Source organism: Phocaeicola plebeius, from assembly GCF_003437535.1.
Lineage (GTDB): Bacteria > Bacteroidota > Bacteroidia > Bacteroidales > Bacteroidaceae > Phocaeicola > Phocaeicola plebeius_A.
This window is the reverse complement of sequence record NZ_QSQT01000031.1, coordinates 1-23,198: the sequence shown is the minus strand read 5'-3', so window position 1 is coordinate 23,198 and position 23,198 is coordinate 1. Positions and strand designations below refer to the sequence as shown.

Sequence of the window (23,198 nt, the reverse complement as noted above, 5' to 3'; positions counted from 1 at the left end):
CATACATCCGGTCTTTTTCAGATGTATGCCGCTTGTACAGCGTATTGCTTTCCTCTTTTCAGAGATTCAGTTTCGGTTAATGAAGAATGAAATAAATCAAGTCGCGCAGCAATTCTCCATCGGGCGTGGAAGGATTGCCTATACCTTTCGACCGGGCGTCGCATTCGCGAATGGCATGGATGATTTGCATCACCTTTACGCCTGAATAGCGTCGCATGGCTGCCATGTATTCTTTCGCCTGCCACGGACTTTTCAAGCCTAACTGAGCCGCTATTCCCTGGTCTGATTTCTCAGGTGCATAATAGGCCAGCATCAGGTTCGAGAAGAAGTTGAACAGAATGGCCAGTGTCATTTGTAGCGGATTGTTCTTGGGATTCTCCTCGAAGTATTTGATGATTTTGTTGGCCTTCAGCACGTCCTTTTCCACCAGTGCGCTCCGCAGCTCAAAGTTGTTGTAATCTTTGCTGATACCGATGTTCCGCTCAATCTGTTCCGGTGTGATGCGGCGTGCGCCTTCCGGCAGTGTCAGGATAAGCTTCTCCAGTTCGCCGGCCATACGGTTCAGGTCGGCTCCTACAAACTCGGCCATCATTTCCGATGCCTTGGGCTCGATTTCCACTTTCTTCCGCTTCAGGTATGAGGAGATGAAACCGGGAATCTGACTGTCCTTGAGCTTCCGCGATTCGAACAGCACCCCGTTTTTCTCGATTTCGGCGGCCAGTTTCTTCCGGCGATCAATGCTGCCGTGCTTGTAGCATACCACCAGTATGGTCGATTTCTGGGGCTTCTGCAGGTAGAAAGCCAGCTCCTCGATGCGTTTCAGGCTCTGTGCTTCCTTTACCACTACCACCTGGTATTCCGACATCATCGGGTAACGCTTGGCGGCGTTGATGACGTTAGCCACATCGGTATCGGCCCCGTATGTGACGGTCAGGTTGAATTCCTTTTCCGTTTCACTGAGCACGGTATCGATGATGTAGTCGGCAATCCGGTCGATGTAGTAATCCTCTTCGCCCATGAGGAAATATACGGGCGCATAGATGCGGTTCTTCAGGTTGCGTACAATCTCTTCGTAAGTGACTTCCTTTGCCATTTTCGTCGGTTTACCAGTCAAATTTCAGGTGTTTCACGGTCTTCTTTTCATCGATGATCATGCGCAGGGCATCGATACCGATTTCTACGTGTTCATGCACGAAATTCTTGGTCACCATGCTGTCACTCTGCTCCGTTTTCACGCCTTCCGGAATCATGGGCTGGTCGGACACGAGCAGCAGGGCACCCGTAGGAATGTGGTTGGCAAATCCGGTGGTGAACAAAGTCGCCGTTTCCATATCCACTGCCATGGCACGGGTCTTCAGCAGGTATTTCTTGAACTCCTCATCGTGTTCCCAGATGCGGCGGTTGGTGGTGTACACCGTTCCGGTCCAGTAGTCGCGTGAGTGGTCACGGATGGCCGAAGATACGGCACGCTGGAGCATAAAGGCCGGAAGAGCCGGCACCTCAGGCGGATAATAATCGTTCGATGTTCCTTCGCCACGGATGGCCGCGATAGGCAGAATCAGGTCGCCTATCTGGTTCTTCTTGTCGATACCTCCGCACTTGCCCAGAAACAGGCAGGCTTTCGGATGTACGGCACTAAGCAGGTCCATGATGATGGCTGCATTGGGACTTCCCATGCCGAAGTTGATAATGGTCATGCCTTCTGCATGGGCCGAAATCATGTTGGCATCGCGTCCTAAAATGGGCACGTTGAACCGTTCGGCAAAGATTTCGACGTATTTATTGAAGTTTGTCAACAAGATGTACTCACCAAAGTCTTCCAGTTTCCGCTTGGTATAACGCGGGAGCCAGTTTGCTACGATTTCTTCTTTTGTTTTCATTAGCTCTCAGAATTTGTGTTGCCAAATAAAATATTGGGAAGATGATATTATCTTCCTTAAACGCAAATGTACAATAATAATGCAAACAGAAAAAAGAATTTGGGATTTTCTCTTACCGGAGACCTTCGGTTTTTGGAAAATAATTCAGCTTTTATGTACTTTTGAGAAAATGGAGTATCTTTGCTTCGTAATAGAAGAACGCTTATGTTTGCATTGAACCTGCCTGCTTTTGAGGCCAAGATTGCCCAGCGAGAGGGAAAGAACGTGATATTTGACGTGCTTCGCCGCCGGTATGTAGCGCTGACTCCGGAGGAGTGGGTACGCCAGCATTTTACGAATTTCCTGCTGAAGGAAAAGGGGTATCCGCAAGGACTGTTGGCCAATGAGATACAAATCAACCTGAACGGAACGAAGAAACGCTGTGATACGGTGCTCTACCGGCGCGACCTGACTCCGCAGATGATTGTGGAATACAAGGCTCCTTCGGTGGAGATTACGCAGGCTGTCTTTGACCAGATTACCCGTTACAACATGGTGCTGAAGGTGGATTACCTGGTGGTGAGCAACGGGCTTCGTCACTACTGCTGCCGCATCGACTATGCACGGAATACGTATTATTTTCTCCCGGACATTCCCCGTTATGCAGATTTATAGTGCATAAAAAAGAAGGAATCCCCTGAGCGGGAATCCCTTCTTCTGCTGTCAGACGGAAGTCTGACGCTTATTTCATTTTTGTTTCCAGATGCTTTTCTGTTTCTACACCAGCCAGTTCCGGGTCAATCATGATACGGCCACAGTATTCGCATACGATGATTTTCTTGCGCATACGGATGTCGAGCTGTTTCTGAGGCGGAATCTTGTTGAAGCAACCGCCACAAGCGTCACGCTGCACGTAAGTAATACCCAGACCGTTGCGTGAGTTCTTACGGATACGCTTGAAAGCCTGAAGCAGACGTGGTTCGATGGTAGCTTCCAGATTCTTGGCTTTTTCTCTCAGTTTTTCTTCTTCCTGCTTGGTTTCTGAGATGATTTCGTCCAGTTCGTTCTTCTTTACTTCCAGGTCTTTCTTTCTTTCTTCGAGCAACTGTTCGCTCTTTACGATTTCCTCTTCTTTCGACTTGATGCCGGCTGTATATTCACGGATACGCTTTTCGCAGAGTTCCACTTCCAGGCTCTGGAATTCGATTTCCTTAGTCAGTACGTCGTATTCACGGTTGTTACGTACGTTGTCCTGCTGACTCTTGTACTTTTCGATAGAAGCCTTGGCAGTTTCGATTTCGATTTTCTTGCTGGCTACGTTTGACTTCAGTTCTTCGATTTCAGCCTTGATTTTCTCGATACGTGTGCTCAGACCCGTTACTTCGTCTTCCAAGTCCTGCACTTCCAGCGGAAGCTCTCCTCTCAGTGTCTTGATTTTGTCAATCTCCGACAACATGGTTTGCAACTGGTAGAGTGCTTTCAGCTTTTCTTCCACACTCAATTCATTCGGATCTTTCTTTGCTTCTTTAGCCATAGTTTTCTACAAGTATTTTATGGGATTGGTATTGACACGCGTCAGCTGTGCGTCGAGTGTCGGAAACTTTTCCCGTATGATTGAATATAATAAATCTTTTGTATATTGTTCGCTTTCGTAGTGCCCTATCTCTGCAATGAGAATATCGTTCTCGTAGCTGAAATAGTCGTGGTATTTCACTTCGCCTGTCAGGAACACGTCGGCATGGGCTCTTACGGCCTTGGGCAGCAGGAAGGCTCCTGCTCCTCCACAGAGGGCGACGGTCTGGATGAGGCGTCCCGTCATGCGCGAATGTTTTACACAGCCCACCTCGAACAGCTTCTTGATCCGGCGCAGGAAATCGGTTTCGGTTTCCGGTTCTTCCAGCTCACCTATGATGCCCGCTCCTGCCTGTGTCCATTCATTCTGCAAGGGATAGAAGTCGTAGGCCGGTTCCTCGTAAGGATGTACTTCGACGAGAGCTTTTTGCACCTTCCCTTTCAGGAATGCTGGCAGCACGGTTTCAATCCGTACCTCATGCTCTTCGTGCAACTGGCCGATTTCTCCACAGAAAGGATGTGTGCCCGGCTGTGCGCGGAAAGTACCCTTCCCTTCCAGGTTATAGCTGCAGGAATCGTAGTTGCCGATGCAGCCGCATCCGGCTTCGAACAAGGCATTACGTACCTCGTCGGCCTGTGCCTGCGGTACGAAGGTGACCAGTTTCAGCAGCTGGTTTTCTTTCGGTTCCAGGATTCTTACGTTCTTCAGTCCGATTTCCTCGGCAATCTTGAAGTTGACGCCCTGCGGTGCGTTGTCCAGGTTGGTGTGCATCGAGAAAATCACGATGTCGTTCTTGATAGCCTTCAGGATGCAGCGTTCCACGTAGTCGCGTCCGGTAATCGACTTGTAGCCTTTGAAGATGAGCGGATGGTGAGATACAATCAGGTTATATCCCAGTGCGATGGCTTCATCTACCACGGCTTCGGTTACGTCCAGACACAACAAAGCCCCTGTAGCTTCCGCGTCTGTCAATCCGATTTGCAGTCCGGCATTGTCGAATCCGTCCTGTAAAGGCAGAGGCGCGAATATCTCAAGGGCATTCACAATTTCCTTAATTTTCATATTTCGCGAAAAATTTCATGCAAAGATAGGGTTTTTCGCGCACATATCCATGCAGGAAGTATTCGTTTTTGTATTTTTTCATGAATATTCCTTCACTTACGGGCATGAGAAAGCCCCGCTACACCCTTCCGGACGTAGCGAGGCTTCTCACTTATACACCTTTAAACAAAATGAATTTCTGTATTATTTGCGAGCTTCTGCAATGTAAGCCAATGCTTCCTTACATTTTTCTGTGACGTAAGTCCAGTCTTCAGCAGCTACCTTGTCTTTCGGGAACAACTTAGAACCCATACCTACGCAGAATACACCTGCCTTAATCCATGAAGTCAGGTTCTCCTGAGTCGGTTCTACTCCACCGGTTACCATCAGCTTAGACCATGGCATCGGAGCCAGCAAACCTTTTACCAGTTTCGGACCCAGTACGTCGCCCGGGAAAATCTTGCAAAGGTCGCAGCCCAGTTCCTGTGCGAAACCTACTTCAGATACGCTACCGCATCCCGGAGTGTAAGCCACCAGACGACGGTTGCAGACTTTTGCGATTTCAGGGTTGAACAACGGACCTACTACGAAGTTAGCGCCCAGCTGGATGTACAGAGAAGCAGTAGCAGGATCTACGATAGAACCTACACCCATTGCCATTTCCGGACATTCCTTTGCTGCGAATTTCACTACTTCAGCAAATACTTCGTGCGCAAAGTCACCACGGTTAGTGAATTCGAATGCACGTACACCACCGTCATAGCAAGCCTTTACCACTTTTTTTGCTACTTCTGCATCCTTGTGATAGAATACAGGAACCATACCTGTTGAACCAATCTTGTTCAACACTGCAATTTTATCGAATTTAGCCATTTTTTCTAACCTTAAATGAAATGTTGTTTGTTTGAGTGATTATCTCTGTACGCGACCGCTAGCGTCACCACCAGCCAGTGCTTCTACTTCTTCTACAGATACCAGGTTGAAGTCACCGTTGATAGTGTGCTTCAATGCTGAGGCTGCCACTGCGAATTCCAATGCTTCGCCCTGAGTAGCTTTGGTCAGCAAGCCGTGGATAATACCACCTGAGAATGAGTCACCACCACCTACACGGTCAATAATCGGGTCGATGTCGTAACGCTTAGAAGTATAGAATTCTTCACCGTTGTAAATCATCGCCTTCCAGCCGTTGTGAGTAGCAGAGAAAGATTCACGCAAAGTAGAAATTACATACTTGAATCCGAATTCCTTAGCCATGGCTGTGAAGATTCCCTTGTAGCCTTCTGCATCGGTCTTACCGCCTTCTACGTCAGCATCCGGTTTGAAGCCTAAGCAAAGTTCAGCATCTTCTTCGTTACCGATACAAACGTCTACATATTGCATCAACGGGCGCATGATAGACTGTGCTTTTTCTTTTGTCCACAGTTTTTTGCGGAAGTTCAAGTCAACAGAAACTGTTACTCCGTGACGTTTTGCAGCTTCACAAGCCAATTTAGTCAGTTCAGCAGCCTTGTCAGAGATAGCCGGAGTAATACCAGACCAGTGGAACCAGTCAGCACCTTCCATGATAGCATCAAAGTCGAAGTCGCAAGAATCAGCTTCAGCGATGGCAGAGTGAGCGCGGTCGTAGATAACCTTGCTAGGACGCATAGAAGCACCTGTTTCCAGGTAGTAGATACCTACGCGGTCACCACCACGGGCGATGTAGTCAGTCTTCACACCGTATTTGCGCAATGCGTTTACAGCTGACTGTCCGATTTCGTGTTTCGGCAATTTGGTTACGAAGTATGCTTCATGACCATAGTTGGCACAGCTTACAGCTACGTTTGCTTCACCTCCACCGTAAACTACGTCAAAGCTGTCTGATTGAACAAAACGAGTATTGCCCGGTGTAGACAATCTCAACATGATTTCGCCTAAAGTAACAATTTTTCCCATTGCTAGATATTTTTATACTTATATGATTAATAATGTAGTTCTTAGCTTGTATCACAAAAACGGTTCTTTTAGCGGTTACTTTTGAAATATCCATTTTGTGTACGCACACAAAGGTACGGTTTATTTTTTAAAAACCAAAATAAGTTATATATTTGTATCGAAAAAAATGAATTTTTACTGAATGCACAGATTTTACAATATAATAAGGTAAGAACGCATGGAGAAACAGCAAGATAGAATCCGAATCAAGGACATCGCCCAGATGGCCGGAGTATCGGTGGGAACAGTAGACCGTGTACTTCACTCCCGGAGCGGTGTGTCTGAGTCTAGCCGCATTAAAGTGGAAGAAATATTGAAGAAGCTGAACTATCAGCCCAACATGTATGCCAGTGCGCTGGCTTCGAACAAGAAATACAGATTTGCCTATCTGCTCCCTTCGCACAATGAAGGTGATTACTGGAAGGATGTGGAACGTGGCATGCAACAGGCCATCACCCGTTTTTCCGATTTCAATGTTTCTCTGTCCGACTATTATTATGACCAGTACGAGTCAGGTGCCTTTATAGAAAGTGGTATGCGCATTTTAGAAGCACAGCCCGACGGAGTCATCCTTTCGCCTACTGTAGAAGAAGAAACTGAACGGTTTGTCAGCCTGCTGCGCGAAGCCGGCATTCCGTATGTATTTATTGATTCGAATATTGCTCGGCTGGAGCCGCTGGCTTTCTACGGACAGCATGCCCAGCGGAGCGGATACTTTGCCGCCCGCATGTTGCGTCTGCTGGCTAGTGGCGAACCGGAAATTGTTATCTTCCGTCAGATAAACGAAGGACGTCTGGGTTCGAACCAGCAGCTCCATCGTGAAGAGGGCTTCTATGAATACATGAAGGAGCACTGTCCTGAACTGAAGATGTGGGAACTGAACCTCTATGCCAAACAGCCGGGTGAAGATGCTTCGTTGCTGGACGATTTTTTTGCGGCGCATCCGAACGTGAAGTGCGGTATCACCTTCAACTCGAAGGCGTACATCATCGGCGAGTATATGCAGCGTCACGGACGTACGGACTTCCACCTTATGGGTTACGACCTGCTGCGTCGCAACGTGGCTTGCCTGAAGGAAGGAGTGATTGACTTCATCATAGCCCAGCAGCCTACCGTGCAGGGATACAACAGCATTGAATGTCTGTGCAACCACCTGATTCTGCGCAAGAAGGTGAAGGACTGCAACTACATGCCTATCAACCTGATTACGACGGAAAACATCGATTTCTACTTCGATGCACATGTCAACGAATAACCTGATTACATTGCTATTAATATGAAAACAACTTATTTGAGAATCAACCCGGCCGATAACGTGGCGGTGGCTATTTCTCCCCTTCATGCAGGAGAAACCATTGAGGCAGACGGACGGGTGATTACCCTGCGCACGGATGTGCCTGCCGGCCACAAGGTGACGCTGAAGAATTTCCAGGCTGGAGAGAATATCATTAAATACGGCTACCCCATCGGTCATGTTACCGTTGATGTACCCGAAGGTACATGGGTGAGCGAGAAAGAAATCAAGACTAATCTGGCAGGGCTGCTGGATTATACTTACCAGCCTGTGGAGGTGCATACGGATATTCCTATGGAACACCGCACGTTCAAAGGTTATCGCCGTCGGAACGGAGACGTAGGCGTGCGTAACGAGATCTGGATTATCCCGACTGTGGGCTGTGTGAACGGCATCGTGAACCAGCTGGCCGAGGGACTTCGCCGCGAAACGGACGGAGGAAAAGGAGTGGATGCCATCGTGGCTTTTCCGCATAATTATGGTTGCTCGCAGTTGGGCGAAGACCATGAGAATACAAAGAAGATTCTGCGCGACATGGTGCTGCATCCCAATGCCGGAGCCGTGCTGGTAGTGGGATTAGGATGCGAGAACAACCAGCCCGATGTGTTCCGTGAATTTATCGGTTCGTATGATAAAGACCGTATCCGCTTCATGGTGGCACAGAAGGTGGACGATGAATATGAAGAAGGTATGCGCATCTTGCGTGAACTGTATGCCAAATGCTGTCAGGATGAGCGTACGGATGTGCCCCTCTCCGAGTTGCGTGTGGGACTGAAATGCGGTGGTTCCGACGGTTTTTCAGGTATTACGGCCAATCCGCTGCTGGGTATGTTCTCCGACTTCCTGATTGCGCAGGGAGGTACTTCAGTGCTGACGGAGGTGCCTGAAATGTTCGGGGCAGAAACCATCCTGATGAACCGTTGCCGTACTACAGAATTGTTCAACCAGACGGTGAGTCTGATTAATGATTTCAAGGAATACTTCCTTTCACATGGAGAGCCCGTGGGCGAGAATCCTTCGCCGGGTAACAAGGCCGGAGGTATCTCTACACTGGAAGAAAAAGCACTGGGTTGCACACAGAAATGCGGAAAGAGTTACGTATCGGGCGTGATGGCCTACGGGGAACGCTTGCAGACGAAAGGATTGAACCTGCTGTCGGCTCCTGGCAATGATCTGGTAGCAGCTACTGCCCTCGCCTCTTCCGGCTGCCACATCGTGCTGTTCACTACAGGACGCGGTACGCCGTTCGGTACCTTCGTGCCTACTATGAAGATTTCTACCAACTCCAACCTGGCGGCGCATAAGCCCGGCTGGATTGACTTCAATGCCGGTGTCATCGTAGAAAATGAGCCGATGGAAACCACTTGCCGTCGTTTCATCGATTATGTGATTCAGGTGGCCAGCGGAGAACCCGTGAACAACGAAAAGAAAAACTACCGCGAAATCGCAATTTTCAAGAATGGTGTAACCCTTTGATAAACAATTGTTTATTATTTTCCTTAAAACCCATAAAAAAACGCAAGTACGTTTGTCCATGAACGTACTTGCGTTTTATTTAAAACGTCAAAGCGTTTTGATTAAAATGTACTTGCGTTTAAATGTAAACGCCTTTGCGTTTTCTTTCAAATGCAAAGGCGTCTTTTTTATCCCTCAATTTCACTCAGTTCCAGCCAACGCATGGTCTTCTCGTCCAGCTCGTCATTGAGCAGAGGCAGACGCTTGGATTTCTCGGTCAGTTCGTCTACGCTGAGTGTACCGCTGCACAAGGCTTCTTCTATCTGTTTCTTTTCTTCCTCCAGTGCGGCAATCTCTTTTTCCAGCTGTTCGAATTCCTTCCGTTCCTTGAACGTCATGCGGCGCTTGTCGTTCAGGCGGACACGCTGCGTCTTTTCTTCCTTAGGTTTGGCTGCTTCCTTTTCGTGTTCTGCCTTGGCCAGCTTCCAGTCGCGGTAGTCAGAATAGTTGCCGGGGAAATCGCGGATGTCGCCCTGCCCTTTGAATACCAGCAGATGGTCTACCACTTTGTCCATGAAGTAGCGGTCGTGGCTCACCACGATGACGCATCCCTTGAAGTTCTGTAGGTATTCTTCCAGCACCTGCAGTGTCACGATGTCCAGGTCGTTGGTCGGCTCGTCCAGCACCAGGAAGTTCGGGTTCCGCATCAGTACCGTACAGAGGTACAATCGGCGTCGTTCTCCCCCGCTCAACTTGTACACATAGCTGTGCTGTGTTTCGGGCGTGAAGAGGAAATGTTGCAGGAATTGTGAAGCCGTCAGCCGTTTGCCGTTGCCCAGTTCAATTACCTCGGCGATGTCCGTAATTACGTCAATCACCTTCATCTGCTCGTTAAACTGAAGCCCCTCCTGCGAGTAGTAGCCAAAGCGTACCGTTTCGCCGATGTCCAGCGTACCGCTGTCGGGTTTTTCCAGTCCCATCAGAATCTTGATGAAGGTGGATTTACCCGTACCGTTGTTGCCCACGATACCCATCTTCTCGTAGCGGGCAAAGATGTAGGAGAAATCATCCAGAATCTTCAGGTCGCCGAAGTGCTTGCACAAGTGGTCGGACTCAAAAATCTTGGAACCGATGTACGAAGCCTTGACATCCAGTTTCACGTTTGCGTCGTACGTGCGCTGTTTGGCCACCTTCTCCAGTTCATAGAAGGCTTCTTCGCGGTAACGGGCTTTGTGGCCGCGTGCCTGCGGCATACGGCGCATCCATTCCAGTTCCGTGCGATATAGGTTGTTGGCACGGGCAATCTCCGCATTGGTCGCTTCGATACGTTCCTGCCGTTTCTCCAAGTAGTAGCTGTAGTTTCCTTTGTAGGAATACAGCTGACGGTTGTCTATTTCAATGATTTCCGAGCACACACGGTCCAGAAAATAGCGGTCGTGTGTCACCATGAGCAAGCTCAGGCTGCCACGGTTCAGGTACTCTTCCAGCCATTCCGTCATGTCCAGGTCGAGGTGGTTAGTCGGCTCGTCCAGAATCAGCAAATCCGGTTCGGTAATCAGGATGTTGGCCAGTGCCACGCGCTTCAACTGCCCGCCGGACAGATGTCCGATTTTCTGGGAAAAATCGCGGATTTTCAGTTGCGAAAGAATCCGCTTGGCACGTCGTTCATAATCCCACGCCTTTTCGTGTTCCATCCGCACCAGCAGCTCGTCCATGCCGGGGTTGCCGGGTGTTTCCATGCACCGTTCATATTCCTTAATCAGCTCTACGGTAGAGTTGCCGTGATAAAAGCAGGCCTCCAGCACCGTCAGCTCTTCGGGATATTTCGGGCTCTGTTCCAGATAGCCCACGCGTAAATCGCGGCGGAAGGTGATTTTTCCTTCGTCGTAGCCTTCCTTACCGGCCAGGATATTCAGTAAGGTGGTTTTTCCCGAACCGTTCTTGGCTATCAGTCCGATGCGCTGTCCTTCTGCAATACCGAAAGATATGCCGTTAAAAAGGACCAAGTCGCCGAACGACTTGGTCAGGTTTTCTACTTGTAAATATGGAGTCATAATCTAATTCGTAGCTTCTAAAAATAGGATGCAGACAGGATTAGTCCATCGTCGCTTCCACTTCGTTCTTTATCCGTTCGAATTCCGCTTTCAGGTCGCATGGCTGTCCGCTCTTCGCCTTGTCCCATATCAGGGAAATTGGGTTGACCATTACTTTTGAATCGCGGAAACGCAGTGCCGGAGATTCTTTCTGTCCGTCGATGACCGTCACCCATTCCATGCCGTCCATCTCGTTGACCAGAATCACGCCGAATGCCGTGCCGAAGCTTTCCCACGCCTGACGCTGTTTGGGGTTGAAACGTCCGCTATCGATTACTTTCTGCAAGTTTTCCAAGTCGGCCGCCGTTCCGGTAAAATCCTTGGTCAGTTGTTTTTTCACTGTAGAAACGGCCCAGTCATAATTCTCGTTTATCTGATTAATTTCCAGAATACGGACCGGAATCACTTCCTTCACCGGTTTGTCGGATACATTGCGCACCTTCAGGGAAGCTACAATAGCTTCGCCAGCCTTGGGGATCTCGCCCTTGGCTACGGTGAACGAGCACTCTACGGAAATCTCTCCTCGACCGGTTACCCAGATGTGGGTGGTGTACCACACACCATTCTCCTGAAAGCTTTCGGAAGAATAGACGCAGTCCCATGAACCGACTTTCACCTTCTTGGCCCCGCGTACCTGATGCAGTTCGTCTTCCAGACATTCGTTGGCATAGGCTGACGAATTGCCCCGGTAGGCAGAAATACGGAAGTTCCCGGTCCATTTGTCAGGGTTGTAAAACAGAAAGCAGTCTTCCGAATCTTCAAACTCGCACCAGTTGTCGGGATATTCCAGTGAAAAACAGGAACCCGGAGAAATGTACTTTTTCATAACGTTTTTTGTTTTTAGTATTAGAGATAAAGGTTTATTTCAGCGGAAGAATCTCAATCCAATAATCATCCGGGTCATTGATGAAATACAGTCCCATCTGTTCATTCTCGAAGCAAACACAGCCCATTTCCTTGTGGAACTTGCGTACTTCATCGTAGTCGCCTGCCACACGGAGACAAAGATGGCTTTCGTTTTCTCCCAGTTCGTAGGCTTCCGTATGGTCGCGCAGCCAGGTCAGTTCCAGTGAGAAACCCGTGCATCCGTCGGTAAGGTACACCAGGATGAAAGAGCCGTCGGCCGCTTCCTTGCGGTGAGACTCATGCAGTCCGAGCGCCTTTTCGTAGAATTGGATACTTTTTTCAAGATTAGTTACGTTGATATTGAAGTGGTCAAATCTTCCTTTTATTTCCATTGTCTTTTTATTTTAAGTTGATATAGTGGTCTAAGTTCAATGTTTCGCCGCGACGGACAGGAGTAAGAACCTGAGTCCCTTCCGATGCGGCCAAAAGTGCAAAAGCCGAAGCCTTCTCAAAAGCTTCGTCGAAGTGCATCGGTACAAATATAGTCGTTTTTATCCGTTTCACAAATTGTAAAGGCCCTCGCATGTATTCCTTTCCCAAACGAGGGTCGACCGGAAACAGCACGATATCCATTTTTTCCTTGCAGACGGCAATGTCTTCCAGCTCACGAAGGAAGAAAGCTTCGTCACGTTTCCACTCCTCCTCCGGACTTTCATCCATCCAGTGCCAGTTGTTCAGGTCGCCAGCATGGAATACGGTAGCTCCTTCCGGGGTCTGGACTAAAAAAGAGATGCCTATGTCCGTCGAGCCGAAAGCCCGCACGGTGAGATATTCGTCACGATAGGTGTCTCCTTTCGCCAGTGTGTGGAGATTTCCGTTTTCTTTGTCCTTGTCAGAAAGAGGAATGTCAGTCGAAAGCAGATAGACGATGTCAGGCCGAAGCGCTTTCCAGGAGAGTATCTGCCGGTTAAAGTGGTCGGCATGCGCATGACTGGAAAACACATACAACCGTCCTTCACGTGAAAGAAGCTGTTCGTGCACGATGCCTTTGTCGGCCGACACGGAGTCTTCGAAATAGTCGAAAATAAGCGTGTAACCTTCCCCCAGCAGGGCGAAGCCGCTATGATAAAGATAAATCAGTTTCATGAGATTGAGGTCTTATTTGGCCGCAATGGGCTGCACATACGCGCGGGTGGCCTTGTCTATCTCCAGGAACATGTAGTTCACTTTGCCCGAATGAATCAGATCCTTGTGTTCGCTGTAAATGCGGGTAGCATATTCCTTGGATTTCTCAAACATGAACTTTGATACGCTTTCCTGCGATTTTCCCGCCATTGTGGAGTCGAGTTTCTCTTCCGGGAAGAAGTCATCCAGGTTTACGTCGCCAATCATGGACGTTTCCAGGAAATGAATCTCCTGGTGCAAACGGTCGGTGTAATAACCCACAAACATGTGACCCGGCACGCGTACCAGAATCGGATTGATATTGATGGCTTTCAGCAATGAAGCAAATAGTACGCTTCCGTCCACACAGTTAATCTGTGCCGACTGAAGGGCATCGTCGAAGGTACGTACGCGCTGAGTAAAGACCACGTTGGACGACAGGCTGCTGTTGCTGATGGAGCTGTATTTGAACCCTCTTTTCTGCAAAACATACCACAAGGCATACACCTGCTTATCTACTACTTTCGGGTCCTTGCTTTGGTATCCCCAGAAACGGTTGACAATGCGTGAATCCAGTGCCTCGCGCAGCACCTGGCTGATGTTGGGATTGTCTTCGTTGACGTAGGCCGCAAAGAAATCGCTTGTGTCGTGAAATTTCATTTTGCTGTCGATGTAGCCCAACAGACATTCGTTGATACTACGTACGGAATACGTGTGCACTGCCGAATATGTCCGGTTGTTATTCACCTTTGCCTGTATGGATACGGTAACAGGCATGGCCTGAGTATTTTCCAGCAGGGCCTGATAATTCCATATTACATCTGGGAAAACCAGGTATTCCTTTCCTGATTCCGGCAGAATGAATTCAGAAACCGAATGGGCAAAGAAAGGAGTCTCAGCTAATTCTATGTGAAGTTTACTGTTGGCATGCGGACTGCGTATCTTAATGCCAATACACGATTTGGGGTTTCCCAGATAGGTACTGTCGGCCGGTACAATCAGTTGGGCATCAGTCGTAGCAGTAGACAGGATGGTGACCGGAAAGATATTTCCTCCTAGTTCGTCGGTAATTTCCAGTCCGGACGAGAAAGGTTCGTATCTGTAAATATATAAAACCGAAGCCGTTACTGTCAGAATGGCCAGTATGAAAGTGGCCAGCTTCCATTTATTCTCTCCCCAAATTGTACGCATGTTCAGTTGCATTGTCACAAAATTCCTGTTAAACAAATTGGGAGCAGACCATAAAGACATTTTCCTTACGGTCTGCTCCTTGTTACGGTTATCTTACCGCAATACTTTCAATTTCTACCAGCACTCCTTTCGGCAAAGCTTTGACAGCTACCGCAGAGCGAGCAGGGTAATCGCCTTCGAAATACTTGGCATATACGGCATTCATTTCACCGAACAGCGCCATATCTGCCAGGAACACAGTGGTTTTTACCACGTTGGCAGTTGTCAGTCCGGCTTCAGCAAGTACATTCTTGATATTTTCGAATACCTGAGTAGTCTGTTCAGTGATTCCACCTTCTACCACTTCGCCTGTAGCCGGATTTACCGGAATCTGGCCTGACAAGAATACCATGCCGTTTACTTCTACTGCCTGGTTGTAAGGACCGATGGCAGCAGGAGCCTTTTCTGTAAAAATTACTTTTTTCATAAGCGTTAATGTGTCAATTAAATTGTATTTTCAACGCTAAATTAGCACAATTCTTTTAATCCGTGGACAGAAACTGTAAAAAAAGTCCGCATTTATTCGTGTTTATAACAAAAAACACTTACTTTTGTACTCGCAATAATGCAAAAAGGTATTTGGAAACGTCTTCGTATCCAATCCGAATTCAATAAAAAACAATCAAAAATCATTGATAATTCAAATGTGTGAAAGAGGAAAGAGACCTCTGAACGGTTTGTCATGCTTCACACACCCAATATTAATAATTCATTTAACCTATTTATGTACAATATCATTCAATTAAACGACAAAAATTTGTCTGAATTGCAGCAGATTGCCAAAGAGTTGGGTCTGAAAAAGGTCGATTCACTGAAAAAAGAAGAGCTGGTGTATCGTATCCTGGATGAGCAGGCAATTGTCGGTGCGACAAAAAAAGTGGCCGCACAGCAAAACAACGAAGAACGCAAGGAAGGACAGCCACGTAAGCGCTCGCGCATCAGTATAAAGAAAGAAGGGGACAAAGTATACACGGCTACCAAAGACAAAGCACAGAAGCTGGAGGCCAATACTCCTACCCTTCCAGCACCGACTCCTTTGTTCAAGGAAATTCCTGCACCGACAGAAAAAGAGGAAATCGTGGCACCGGTTGCAGAAAAAACAGCTCAGCCGGAAGTTGCTGCTGCTCCTGCCACTGAAGAAAAGCCTAAAGCCAAGCGTGGACGTAAGCCGGGTTCGAAAAATAAATCTACTCTGGCAAAAGAAGCACAGGAAGCCGCTGAAAATAAACCCGCTGAGATTGCTGCTAAACCGGCTCCGCTTCCCATCGATGATGACGACATGGAACTTCCACCGCTCGACTTGAATAATAACGATTTCATTCCTATCGAAGATCTTCCGTCAGAGAAATTTGAAATACCTTCTGAGCTGCTGGGTAAATTTGAGGCTACCAAAATGGAGGCGCCTGTAATGCCGGCTAAAGAATCGAAACAGAAAAATCAGCAGCGTCAGGCTCGTCAGAATAATCGCAACAATCGTCCTAATAACAACAATAACAATAATCAGGGAAAGGACAACAATCCGCAGCCTGCTGCCAACCAGAACGCGCCAGAGCAACCCTCTTCTCCTTCTACCGAAACTCCTGCTAATAATGCTCCGGCACCAGCTCCCAAACCGGTAGAAAAAGTCTACGATTTTGATGATATTCTTCAAGGTACCGGCGTACTGGAAATCATGCCCGACGGATATGGCTTCCTCCGCTCTTCAGATTACAACTATCTTTCTTCACCCGATGACATTTATGTGTCACAGTCGCAGATTAAGCTGCTCGGCTTGAAAACCGGTGACGTGGTAGAAGGTACTATCCGTCCGCCTAAAGAAGGCGAAAAATATTTTCCGCTGGTAAAGGTTTCTAAAATTAACGGACTCGATCCGGCTTTGGTACGCGACCGTATTCCGTTTGATCACCTTACTCCGCTCTTCCCCGATGAAAAATTCAAATTGTGCAAAGGATATAACGACAACCTGTCGGCTCGTGTAGTTGATTTGTTTGCTCCTATCGGAAAAGGACAGCGTGCACTGATTGTGGCGCAGCCTAAGACTGGTAAGACTATCTTGATGAAGGATATTGCCAATGCCATTGCAGCCAATCATCCGGAAGTGTATATGATTATGTTGCTCATCGATGAACGTCCGGAAGAAGTAACCGACATGGCTCGCAGCGTAAAAGCTGAAGTCATCGCTTCTACTTTTGACGAACCGGCGGAACGTCACGTGAAGATAGCCGGCATCGTGCTGGAAAAAGCCAAACGTATGGTAGAATGCGGACACGATGTAGTTATCTTCTTGGACTCTATCACTCGTCTGGCTCGTGCCTACAATACGGTTTCTCCGGCATCAGGTAAGGTACTTTCCGGTGGTGTGGATGCCAATGCGTTGCATAAACCTAAACGCTTCTTCGGTGCGGCACGTAACATTGAAGGTGGAGGTTCACTGACAATTGTGGCTACTGCATTGATTGATACGGGTTCTAAGATGGACGAAGTCATCTTCGAAGAATTCAAGGGAACAGGTAACATGGAGTTGCAGCTGGATCGCAACCTGAGCAACAAGCGTATCTTCCCGGCCGTAAACATCGTGGCTTCAAGTACTCGTCGCGACGACTTGTTGCTTGACAAGACTACGCTCGACCGTATGTGGATCCTCCGCAAATACTTGTCGGACATGAATCCTATCGAAGCAATGGATTTCGTGAAAGACCGTTTGGAGAAGACAAAAGACAACGAAGAGTTCCTGATGAGTATGAACTCTTAAAAGAATATCGCATTTACATAAAGAAAAGCAGGGAGAAAATCCATGAGTGGGGTTTCTTCCTGCTTTTCTTATGATTTATATCTCTGAGTGAAAGAAAATAACTCACTTTAAAGATTATCCGCGACTGGCAATCTCAAGTATGTCTGCCGACTAACGGTTGCAATTGTTTGGCAAAGAATAATTCTATCACAGGCATAATGTCTTTCATGTCAGACGCAAATTCCAGGGCATTTAATCTGACTTCCAGTCGTAGCTCCTTTGCCCAGTGAAAGAGCTGGAGCCCCTGTGTAGTAGGTGTTTTATAGTATCCTAAGTGCTGCATTACTCGTCCCCAGAAATTTTCTTTGCATTTTCCTACGTATAAAATGTTTGTGCGTCTGTTATAGTTTTTGTAGATGACGGGAGTAACTCTTTGTCTTTTCTGCTTATACTCTTTTAAGGCCCTGATTATGTCATTGTTAGAGTGGGAAGATGTAATTTCATACCAATATAGTACAGGTCCCTTTATTTGCATCAAATCCTGAAATAAATTTTGATATTGGACGGATTGGGTGATGTCTTTACTCAGAAAGTCTTCCAAATTCTCACACTTGATATGATAATAGAATTCTTTATAGACGTTATTTCTGCGCAGGTTTTCCAGACTGTTGCATGTGTCTGATAGAAAATCGGATAATATATGATTCATCTTTACCGGTTTTTAATATATCCATGTAGATTAAAAATTTTAGGATACGCAAAAGATACGCACAAAACCTCAAAAGTGAGGTTTATATCCTTTTTTTATCTATGAATTTATAGAGAACTTTATAAAAAATAAAGGCTAATACTCTTCATTATCAGAATATTAACCTTTAAATACTGAGGAGCGGCAAGCGGGACTCGAACCCGTGACCCTCAGCTTGGGAAGCTGATGCTCTACCAACTGAGCTACTGCCGCGACTTTGGTGATGCAAATATAGAATTTATTTTTTAGAATCGTCCGTTTTCTCTGATTTTTTTCGTGCAGAAAATAGAAAAATTCCTTTCTCCAGCTATTCCCAAAGCTTATATAATCCGGTTTCTCCCCAATAGTGATGTACGGAGGTGGCTATACAGTTTTTATAGCGGAAGAAAAATGATCCCGATACTTCTCCACCTTTTAAATTACAGACTGGCGTTTGCAGTGAAGCTGCTTCTTCCGTAGGAACAATGTCAAAGTAACGGTACTCATATCCTTTCAGACATAAGTCGCGATAATGTGTCTGACGGTATCCGCTGCACGGACGGTTATCTTTCACAATGACTGAATAAGGCAGAATTCCCGCCATTTCGTAGGCTGTACCTCCGGGGCGCGCGGTCAGCGTCTGTCCTAGCAAGGCCATTCCCCCTCCTTCTGCCAGCAGTTTTCCTCCTTTCTCTACGTATTCGCGCAACTGCTCCATTAAGCGTTTCCGACGATGCAGCTGACGGGCAAACAATTCCGGATAGCCTCCAGGCAGATATACGATGTCCGCTTCGGGAAGTTCACTGCCATATACCGGACTAAAACGTGTGATGTCTCCCTTTGTCTTGTCTATGCTCTGGCGATATGCAAAAGGAAAAGCTGGGTCAGAAGCCAAGGCGATTCGCTGTTTACGCTTGTCGGTCCATATATCCGTTTCTGTCTCGGAAATGTAAGGAAGTGAATAGGTACAAGGGAAAATACGGGTGGAAAGGTTCAGCAATTTGTCAATGTCTACATGCTGTGCCAGTTGTTCCGCCACTTGATTGAGAAGTTGGTCAAGACTCTTCCTTGCAGGAAGTGTCAGTGCCTGATGACGAGGTGGAAGGCCTGTTTCCTCCAGATAAGGGAGATAGCCTAAGCATTCCACCCCGGCCTCGGCACAGGTTTCGCGCAGGAAACCGTATTGCGCAGCCGAAGTGACCTGATTGAAAATTACTCCGGCTATTTTCAGTTCTGTATTGAAGTGTTTGAAGCCATACAGCATGGCAGCGGTGGAATAGCCCGCATTGCGTGCACTCACCACCATTACCACAGGAATTTTCATCAGTCGGGCCATTTCGGCGCTGCTTCCCTGCGTTTTCCGGAATCCGTCGAACAAACCTGCCCGTCCTTCTACCACGCACACGTCGGACTTCTCTCCATAACGATTGTAGACGGTTTGCAGGTGGCTGCGTGAGCTCAGCCAGGTGTCCAGACTTACCGGTTCACGGTCGGCAGCCAGCGCATGATAGCGAAGGTCTGCCAGTTCAGGTCCGCATTTGAAAGACTGTACACGCAGGTTACGTTGACGCAACGCACGCATCAGTCCCAAAGCAACGAGGGTCTGCCCGCTTCCAGGCATCATGGCTCCGACAAGAAACTGTGGCTTCATCTGCTTATGACAATCCTTCTATTTCTCCGTTTACAATGTCAATGTGCAATGCCTGCGGTTCTTTCGGCAATCCCGGCATACGCATCATTTCACCAGCCACTACTACCAGCATTTCTGCACCTGCATTGATGACGATGTCGCGCACGGCAAAGTTGAAGCCGGAAGCCACCCCATAAAGTTTCGGGTCGGTAGAGAATGAATACTGTGTCTTGGCTATGCAGACAGGGAAGTTGGTGTATCCCAGGTCTTTTATCATCTGAATCTTCTTGCGGGCAGCCGGACCGAACAAAACTTGTTTGGCACCATACAATTCGCAGGCAATCTTGGTGACTTTCTCTTCCACTGAGTCAGTTTCGTCGTAAGTGAAGGTCAACGGCTGTGACGGATTGTTTTCGATGGTGTTTACTACTAGGTTAGCCAGTTCGATGGCACCGTCTCCGCCTTCCATAAACGCGTTGTTGATGGCAAAGCCTACGCCCATTTCTTCACAGTGCTGACGTACGAAGTCAAGTTCCTCATCGGTATCGTTAGCATAACGGTTGAAAGCAACTACCACGGTCTGTCCAAATGACTGGAGGTTTTCGATGTGCTTATCGAGGTTCTTTACACCTTCCTTCAAACCGTCCATGTTCGGTTCCTTGATTTTGTCTACATCTACCCCGCCGTGCATCTTCAATCCCTGAGCTGTAGCCACGATGATGGTCAATTTCGGCTGAAGTCCGGCTTTGCGGCATTTGATGTTGTAGAACTTCTCTGCACCCAAGTCGGCACCGAATCCGGCTTCTGTTACGACATAGTCACCGAAAGTCATCGCCAGTTTGGTAGCCAGTACTGAGTTACATCCGTGTGCGATGTTGGCAAACGGACCACCGTGTACGAAGGCCGGTGTATGTTCCGTAGTCTGTACCAGGTTAGGCGACAAGGCATCTTTCAGCAATACCGTAATCGCTCCAGCTACTCCTAAGTCTTTCACTGTGAAAGGCTTGTTGTCGATGGTGAATCCTAACAGAATGTTTTCGATGCGGCGACGCAAATCGTCTTCATCTCTTGCCAGACAGAGGATAGCCATGATTTCCGATGCCGGTGTGATGTCGAATCCCGATTCACGGGTAATACCGTTGGTCTTTCCTCCCAGTCCGGTAACGATGTAGCGCAAGCCACGGTCGTTCACGTCGAGCACACGGTTCCAAAGTACCTCTTTCATGGCAAAACCATTGTCCTTGTTCTGGTACATATAGTTATCGAGCAAGGCCGTAATCATGTTGTGGGCCGAAGTGATGGCGTGGAAGTCACCTGTAAAGTGCAGGTTGATTTTGTCCATCGGAAGCACCTGTGCATAGCCACCTCCGGCAGCTCCACCCTTCATACCGAAGCAAGGACCAAGTGATGGTTCGCGCAAGGCACAGAAGGCTTTCTTTCCAATTTTGTTCAGTCCCAGCGCCAGACCGATAGATACGGTAGTCTTTCCGATACCGGCTTTAGTCGGTGTGATGGCCGTTACCAGAATCAGGTTACTCTTTTTCACCTTTTCTTCATCGATCAATGTTTCGGGAACTTTAGCAATGTAGCGTCCGTAGTTAGAGATTTCTTCTACGGGAATACCATACTCGCGGGCAATCTGCTTGATTTTTGTCAGCTCGATACTGCGAGCTATTTCAATATCTGATTTCATAGGTTCAATTTTTTTATTGTGACGCAAAGATACAAAGAAATTCCGTAACTTTGTCGTACTACATGTAAACCCTATAATTTATAATAGATATGAATAACTTCGCTTTTTACAGTCCTACCGAATTCGTATTCGGAAAAGGAACAGAGAGCCAGACTGCCGAGCTGGTGAAGAAATATAAAGGTACGAAAGTGATGATTGTATATGGAGGAGGTTCCGTAGTGCGCAGCGGACTACTCGATAAAGTAAAAAAATACCTCGACGAAGCAGGCATTGCTCATGTGGAACTGGGAGGCATTCAGCCCAATCCCACCGACCCGAAAGTGTACGAAGGTATCGAGCTGGGACGTCGCGAAGGAATCGACTTTCTGCTTCCGGTGGGAGGCGGTTCGGTTATCGATACAGCCAAAGCCATTGCAATGGGTATCCCTTACGAAGGCGATTTCTGGGATTTCTATATGAATAAGGTAGTGCCTGAAAAAGCCATTCCACTGGGTGTTGTCCTGACTATTCCTGCGGCTGGAAGTGAAGGCTCTGGTAATACGGTCATCACGAAACTGGACGGACTGAAGAAACTGAGTGTCCGCACGCACGGGTTGTTGCGTCCTACGTTTGCTGTGATGAACCCGGAACTGACCTATACCCTCCCCGCCTGGCAAACAGCTTGCGGGGTGACCGACATGATGGCACACATCATGGAACGCTATTTCACCAATACAGAAGATCAGGAGGTGCCCGACCGTATGTGTGAGGGAACACTCAAGGCCATTATCACGGAAGCCCTTCGGGTAATGAAGGAGCCGGAAAATTACGGAGCCCGTGCCAACCTGATGTGGGCCGGTACCATCGCACACAACGGTACCTGCGGCGTGGGAGCCGTAGAGGACTGGGCTTCTCACTTTATGGAACACGAAGTGAGTGCCGTGTACGATGTGACGCACGGAGCCGGATTAGCCGTTATTTTCCCTGCCTGGTTAACCTACATGGCCAGCCATAACGTGGGTAAGGTAGCACAGTATGCTCATCAGGTGTGGGACGTGCCCGAATCGGACGACAAGAAAGCCATGGCGCTGGAAGGTGTAACCCGTCTGAAATCCTTCTTCCATGCCATCGGTATGCCTGTCACCTTCAAGGAACTGGGCATCGAACATCCTGATATCGATTTATTGGTAAAGAAACTGCATGAAAACAAGGGTGAATACGTAGGGAATTATGTCCGTCTGAATGCACAGGCTACCCGTGAAATCTATGAACTGGCCAACCAATAAAGAATTGTTATTATGGAATATACGAACCAAGACGTACGCCGACAGGACCGCCTGCTCGATGAAGCACGTGCATTTGAGATATTAAAGGAAGGCGAATTCGGTATCCTGTCCATGCGGACTGAAGAGGGAGACGGTGCATACGGTATTCCAATCAACTATGTGTGGGACCGTGGCAACTCCATTTACATTCATTGTGCACCGGTGGGGCGTAAATTGCGTTGCATTGACGCCTGCCCTAACGTGTCTTTCTGTGTCACCGGTCGCAGTAAGGTCATTCCCGACAAGTTTACTACGGGGTATGAAAGCATTGTGCTGCAATGTACGGCACATCACAGTTTGCACGAAGCAGAGCGGATGTCTGCCCTCTCGCTGTTGATTTCCAAATATTGCCCAGAGCATAAGATGCAGGGCATCGAGTATGCCAACAAGTCTTTCCACCGCACGGAGATTATCCGCCTGGATATTCAGAAAGTCAGCGGAAAATGCAAGAATATGGGATTCTAATCTTGTTTTTATGACATTTTGAAGGAGCTTTGAACGCTTTTTAAAAACGCCTTTACGTTTGATTTGAAACTGTAGTGTACTAAATAAGTTGACACAATTTATTTAGTAACATGCGTAAA

At 47.7% G+C, this 23,198-nt stretch carries 21 protein-coding genes and 1 tRNA gene; 6 read left to right on the top strand and 16 right to left on the bottom strand.

Going from position 1 to position 23,198, the window contains the following annotated elements; all coding sequences use genetic code 11:
• Positions 1-76: 76 nt before the first annotated feature.
• Both holA and DXD04_RS13725 read right to left on the bottom strand, forming a co-directional pair.
• Entirely contained in the window at positions 77-1,093 is a 1,017-nt protein-coding gene (holA, locus tag DXD04_RS13730; protein WP_117673808.1) for a DNA polymerase III subunit delta, read from the bottom strand.
• 10 nt (positions 1,094-1,103) lie between these two features.
• Positions 1,104-1,880, bottom strand: a complete 777-nt coding sequence (locus DXD04_RS13725; protein WP_007558324.1) for an AMP nucleosidase — start codon at positions 1,878-1,880, stop codon at positions 1,104-1,106.
• Between the two features lie 204 nt (positions 1,881-2,084).
• On the opposite strand from DXD04_RS13725, the gene DXD04_RS13720 reads away from it, so the two are divergent.
• Positions 2,085-2,534 (top strand): type I restriction enzyme HsdR N-terminal domain-containing protein, encoded by a 450-nt coding sequence (locus DXD04_RS13720; protein ID WP_117673807.1) that lies wholly within the window; start codon positions 2,085-2,087, stop codon positions 2,532-2,534.
• Between the two features lie 67 nt (positions 2,535-2,601).
• Here the strand turns inward: DXD04_RS13720 and DXD04_RS13715 are convergent, their stop codons facing one another.
• From DXD04_RS13715 to DXD04_RS13700, 4 genes are all read right to left on the bottom strand, one after another.
• Complete coding sequence (locus DXD04_RS13715) at positions 2,602-3,393, bottom strand: zinc ribbon domain-containing protein (RefSeq protein WP_007558331.1); 792 nt, start codon at positions 3,391-3,393, stop codon at positions 2,602-2,604.
• 6 nt (positions 3,394-3,399) lie between these two features.
• The gene (locus DXD04_RS13710; protein ID WP_117673806.1) at positions 3,400-4,494 is read right to left on the bottom strand and encodes a Nif3-like dinuclear metal center hexameric protein; all 1,095 of its coding nucleotides are present in this window, start codon (positions 4,492-4,494) and stop codon (positions 3,400-3,402) included.
• Between the two features lie 183 nt (positions 4,495-4,677).
• Positions 4,678-5,346, bottom strand: a complete 669-nt coding sequence (locus DXD04_RS13705; RefSeq protein WP_007558337.1) for a bifunctional 4-hydroxy-2-oxoglutarate aldolase/2-dehydro-3-deoxy-phosphogluconate aldolase — start codon at positions 5,344-5,346, stop codon at positions 4,678-4,680.
• 39 nt (positions 5,347-5,385) lie between these two features.
• On the bottom strand, positions 5,386-6,408 hold the full coding sequence (locus DXD04_RS13700; protein ID WP_117673805.1) for a sugar kinase: 1,023 nt from the start codon (positions 6,406-6,408) through the stop codon (positions 5,386-5,388).
• 217 nt (positions 6,409-6,625) lie between these two features.
• Between DXD04_RS13700 and DXD04_RS13695 the strand changes: the two genes are divergently transcribed.
• Positions 6,626-7,702: a LacI family DNA-binding transcriptional regulator gene (locus DXD04_RS13695; protein ID WP_117673804.1), complete on the top strand. Its 1,077-nt coding sequence runs from the start codon at positions 6,626-6,628 to the stop codon at positions 7,700-7,702.
• Between the two features lie 21 nt (positions 7,703-7,723).
• Complete coding sequence (locus DXD04_RS13690; protein WP_117673803.1) at positions 7,724-9,217, top strand: UxaA family hydrolase; 1,494 nt, start codon at positions 7,724-7,726, stop codon at positions 9,215-9,217.
• 167 nt (positions 9,218-9,384) lie between these two features.
• Here the strand turns inward: DXD04_RS13690 and DXD04_RS13685 are convergent, their stop codons facing one another.
• The 6 genes from DXD04_RS13685 to DXD04_RS13660 all read right to left on the bottom strand — a co-directional run bounded on the left by DXD04_RS13685 (position 9,385) and on the right by DXD04_RS13660 (position 14,956).
• Positions 9,385-11,250, bottom strand: coding sequence for an ABC-F family ATP-binding cassette domain-containing protein (locus tag DXD04_RS13685; RefSeq protein WP_117673802.1), 1,866 nt, complete (start codon positions 11,248-11,250; stop codon positions 9,385-9,387).
• Positions 11,251-11,290: 40 nt separating this feature from the next.
• Positions 11,291-12,115: a DUF3805 domain-containing protein gene (locus DXD04_RS13680; RefSeq protein WP_117673801.1), complete on the bottom strand. Its 825-nt coding sequence runs from the start codon at positions 12,113-12,115 to the stop codon at positions 11,291-11,293.
• A 34-nt stretch (positions 12,116-12,149) separates the two neighbouring features.
• Complete coding sequence (locus DXD04_RS13675; protein WP_007558389.1) at positions 12,150-12,527, bottom strand: VOC family protein; 378 nt, start codon at positions 12,525-12,527, stop codon at positions 12,150-12,152.
• A gap of 7 nt (positions 12,528-12,534) precedes the next feature.
• Positions 12,535-13,281, bottom strand: a complete 747-nt coding sequence (locus DXD04_RS13670) for an MBL fold metallo-hydrolase (protein WP_117673800.1) — start codon at positions 13,279-13,281, stop codon at positions 12,535-12,537.
• A gap of 12 nt (positions 13,282-13,293) precedes the next feature.
• Complete coding sequence (locus DXD04_RS13665; RefSeq protein ID WP_181977488.1) at positions 13,294-14,490, bottom strand: hypothetical protein; 1,197 nt, start codon at positions 14,488-14,490, stop codon at positions 13,294-13,296.
• Positions 14,491-14,578: 88 nt separating this feature from the next.
• A complete protein-coding gene (locus DXD04_RS13660; RefSeq protein WP_117673798.1) occupies positions 14,579-14,956 on the bottom strand; it encodes a RidA family protein in 378 nt (125 codons plus the stop codon).
• Between the two features lie 297 nt (positions 14,957-15,253).
• Between DXD04_RS13660 and rho the strand changes: the two genes are divergently transcribed.
• Complete coding sequence (gene rho / locus DXD04_RS13655) at positions 15,254-17,281, top strand: transcription termination factor Rho (protein WP_117673797.1); 2,028 nt, start codon at positions 15,254-15,256, stop codon at positions 17,279-17,281.
• A gap of 133 nt (positions 17,282-17,414) precedes the next feature.
• Here the strand turns inward: rho and DXD04_RS13650 are convergent, their stop codons facing one another.
• The 4 genes from DXD04_RS13650 to DXD04_RS13635 form a co-directional block, all read right to left on the bottom strand.
• On the bottom strand, positions 17,415-17,969 hold the full coding sequence (locus tag DXD04_RS13650) for a hypothetical protein (protein WP_117673796.1): 555 nt from the start codon (positions 17,967-17,969) through the stop codon (positions 17,415-17,417).
• 179 nt (positions 17,970-18,148) lie between these two features.
• Positions 18,149-18,221, bottom strand: a tRNA-Gly gene (locus tag DXD04_RS13645).
• Positions 18,222-18,315: 94 nt separating this feature from the next.
• On the bottom strand, positions 18,316-19,638 hold the full coding sequence (locus DXD04_RS13640) for a cobyrinic acid a,c-diamide synthase CobB (protein WP_117673795.1): 1,323 nt from the start codon (positions 19,636-19,638) through the stop codon (positions 18,316-18,318).
• Between the two features lie 4 nt (positions 19,639-19,642).
• Positions 19,643-21,310, bottom strand: coding sequence for a formate--tetrahydrofolate ligase (locus DXD04_RS13635; protein ID WP_117673794.1), 1,668 nt, complete (start codon positions 21,308-21,310; stop codon positions 19,643-19,645).
• Positions 21,311-21,399: 89 nt separating this feature from the next.
• Between DXD04_RS13635 and DXD04_RS13630 the strand changes: the two genes are divergently transcribed.
• Both DXD04_RS13630 and DXD04_RS13625 read left to right on the top strand, forming a co-directional pair.
• Positions 21,400-22,575, top strand: a complete 1,176-nt coding sequence (locus tag DXD04_RS13630) for an iron-containing alcohol dehydrogenase (protein WP_117673793.1) — start codon at positions 21,400-21,402, stop codon at positions 22,573-22,575.
• Between the two features lie 12 nt (positions 22,576-22,587).
• Complete coding sequence (locus DXD04_RS13625; protein WP_117673792.1) at positions 22,588-23,079, top strand: pyridoxamine 5'-phosphate oxidase family protein; 492 nt, start codon at positions 22,588-22,590, stop codon at positions 23,077-23,079.
• The last annotated feature ends 119 nt before the right edge of the window (positions 23,080-23,198 follow it).

Coding starts and splice junctions, on each gene's coding strand:
- DXD04_RS13635 (WP_117673794.1), bottom strand. CDS start 21,310: ATGAAATCAGATATTGAAATAGCTCGCAGTATCGAGCTGACAAAAATC.
- DXD04_RS13710 (WP_117673806.1), bottom strand. CDS start 4,494: ATGAAAATTAAGGAAATTGTGAATGCCCTTGAGATATTCGCGCCTCTG.
- DXD04_RS13705 (WP_007558337.1), bottom strand. CDS start 5,346: ATGGCTAAATTCGATAAAATTGCAGTGTTGAACAAGATTGGTTCAACA.
- DXD04_RS13675 (WP_007558389.1), bottom strand. CDS start 12,527: ATGGAAATAAAAGGAAGATTTGACCACTTCAATATCAACGTAACTAAT.
- DXD04_RS13720 (WP_117673807.1), top strand. CDS start 2,085: ATGTTTGCATTGAACCTGCCTGCTTTTGAGGCCAAGATTGCCCAGCGA.
- DXD04_RS13700 (WP_117673805.1), bottom strand. CDS start 6,408: ATGGGAAAAATTGTTACTTTAGGCGAAATCATGTTGAGATTGTCTACA.
- DXD04_RS13695 (WP_117673804.1), top strand. CDS start 6,626: ATGGAGAAACAGCAAGATAGAATCCGAATCAAGGACATCGCCCAGATG.
- DXD04_RS13665 (WP_181977488.1), bottom strand. CDS start 14,490: ATGCGTACAATTTGGGGAGAGAATAAATGGAAGCTGGCCACTTTCATA.
- DXD04_RS13715 (WP_007558331.1), bottom strand. CDS start 3,393: ATGGCTAAAGAAGCAAAGAAAGATCCGAATGAATTGAGTGTGGAAGAA.
- DXD04_RS13640 (WP_117673795.1), bottom strand. CDS start 19,638: ATGAAGCCACAGTTTCTTGTCGGAGCCATGATGCCTGGAAGCGGGCAG.
- DXD04_RS13690 (WP_117673803.1), top strand. CDS start 7,724: ATGAAAACAACTTATTTGAGAATCAACCCGGCCGATAACGTGGCGGTG.
- holA (WP_117673808.1), bottom strand. CDS start 1,093: ATGGCAAAGGAAGTCACTTACGAAGAGATTGTACGCAACCTGAAGAAC.
- DXD04_RS13725 (WP_007558324.1), bottom strand. CDS start 1,880: ATGAAAACAAAAGAAGAAATCGTAGCAAACTGGCTCCCGCGTTATACC.
- DXD04_RS13650 (WP_117673796.1), bottom strand. CDS start 17,969: ATGAATCATATATTATCCGATTTTCTATCAGACACATGCAACAGTCTG.
- DXD04_RS13685 (WP_117673802.1), bottom strand. CDS start 11,250: ATGACTCCATATTTACAAGTAGAAAACCTGACCAAGTCGTTCGGCGAC.
- DXD04_RS13670 (WP_117673800.1), bottom strand. CDS start 13,281: ATGAAACTGATTTATCTTTATCATAGCGGCTTCGCCCTGCTGGGGGAA.
- DXD04_RS13680 (WP_117673801.1), bottom strand. CDS start 12,115: ATGAAAAAGTACATTTCTCCGGGTTCCTGTTTTTCACTGGAATATCCC.
- DXD04_RS13630 (WP_117673793.1), top strand. CDS start 21,400: ATGAATAACTTCGCTTTTTACAGTCCTACCGAATTCGTATTCGGAAAA.
- rho (WP_117673797.1), top strand. CDS start 15,254: ATGTACAATATCATTCAATTAAACGACAAAAATTTGTCTGAATTGCAG.
- DXD04_RS13625 (WP_117673792.1), top strand. CDS start 22,588: ATGGAATATACGAACCAAGACGTACGCCGACAGGACCGCCTGCTCGAT.
- DXD04_RS13660 (WP_117673798.1), bottom strand. CDS start 14,956: ATGAAAAAAGTAATTTTTACAGAAAAGGCTCCTGCTGCCATCGGTCCT.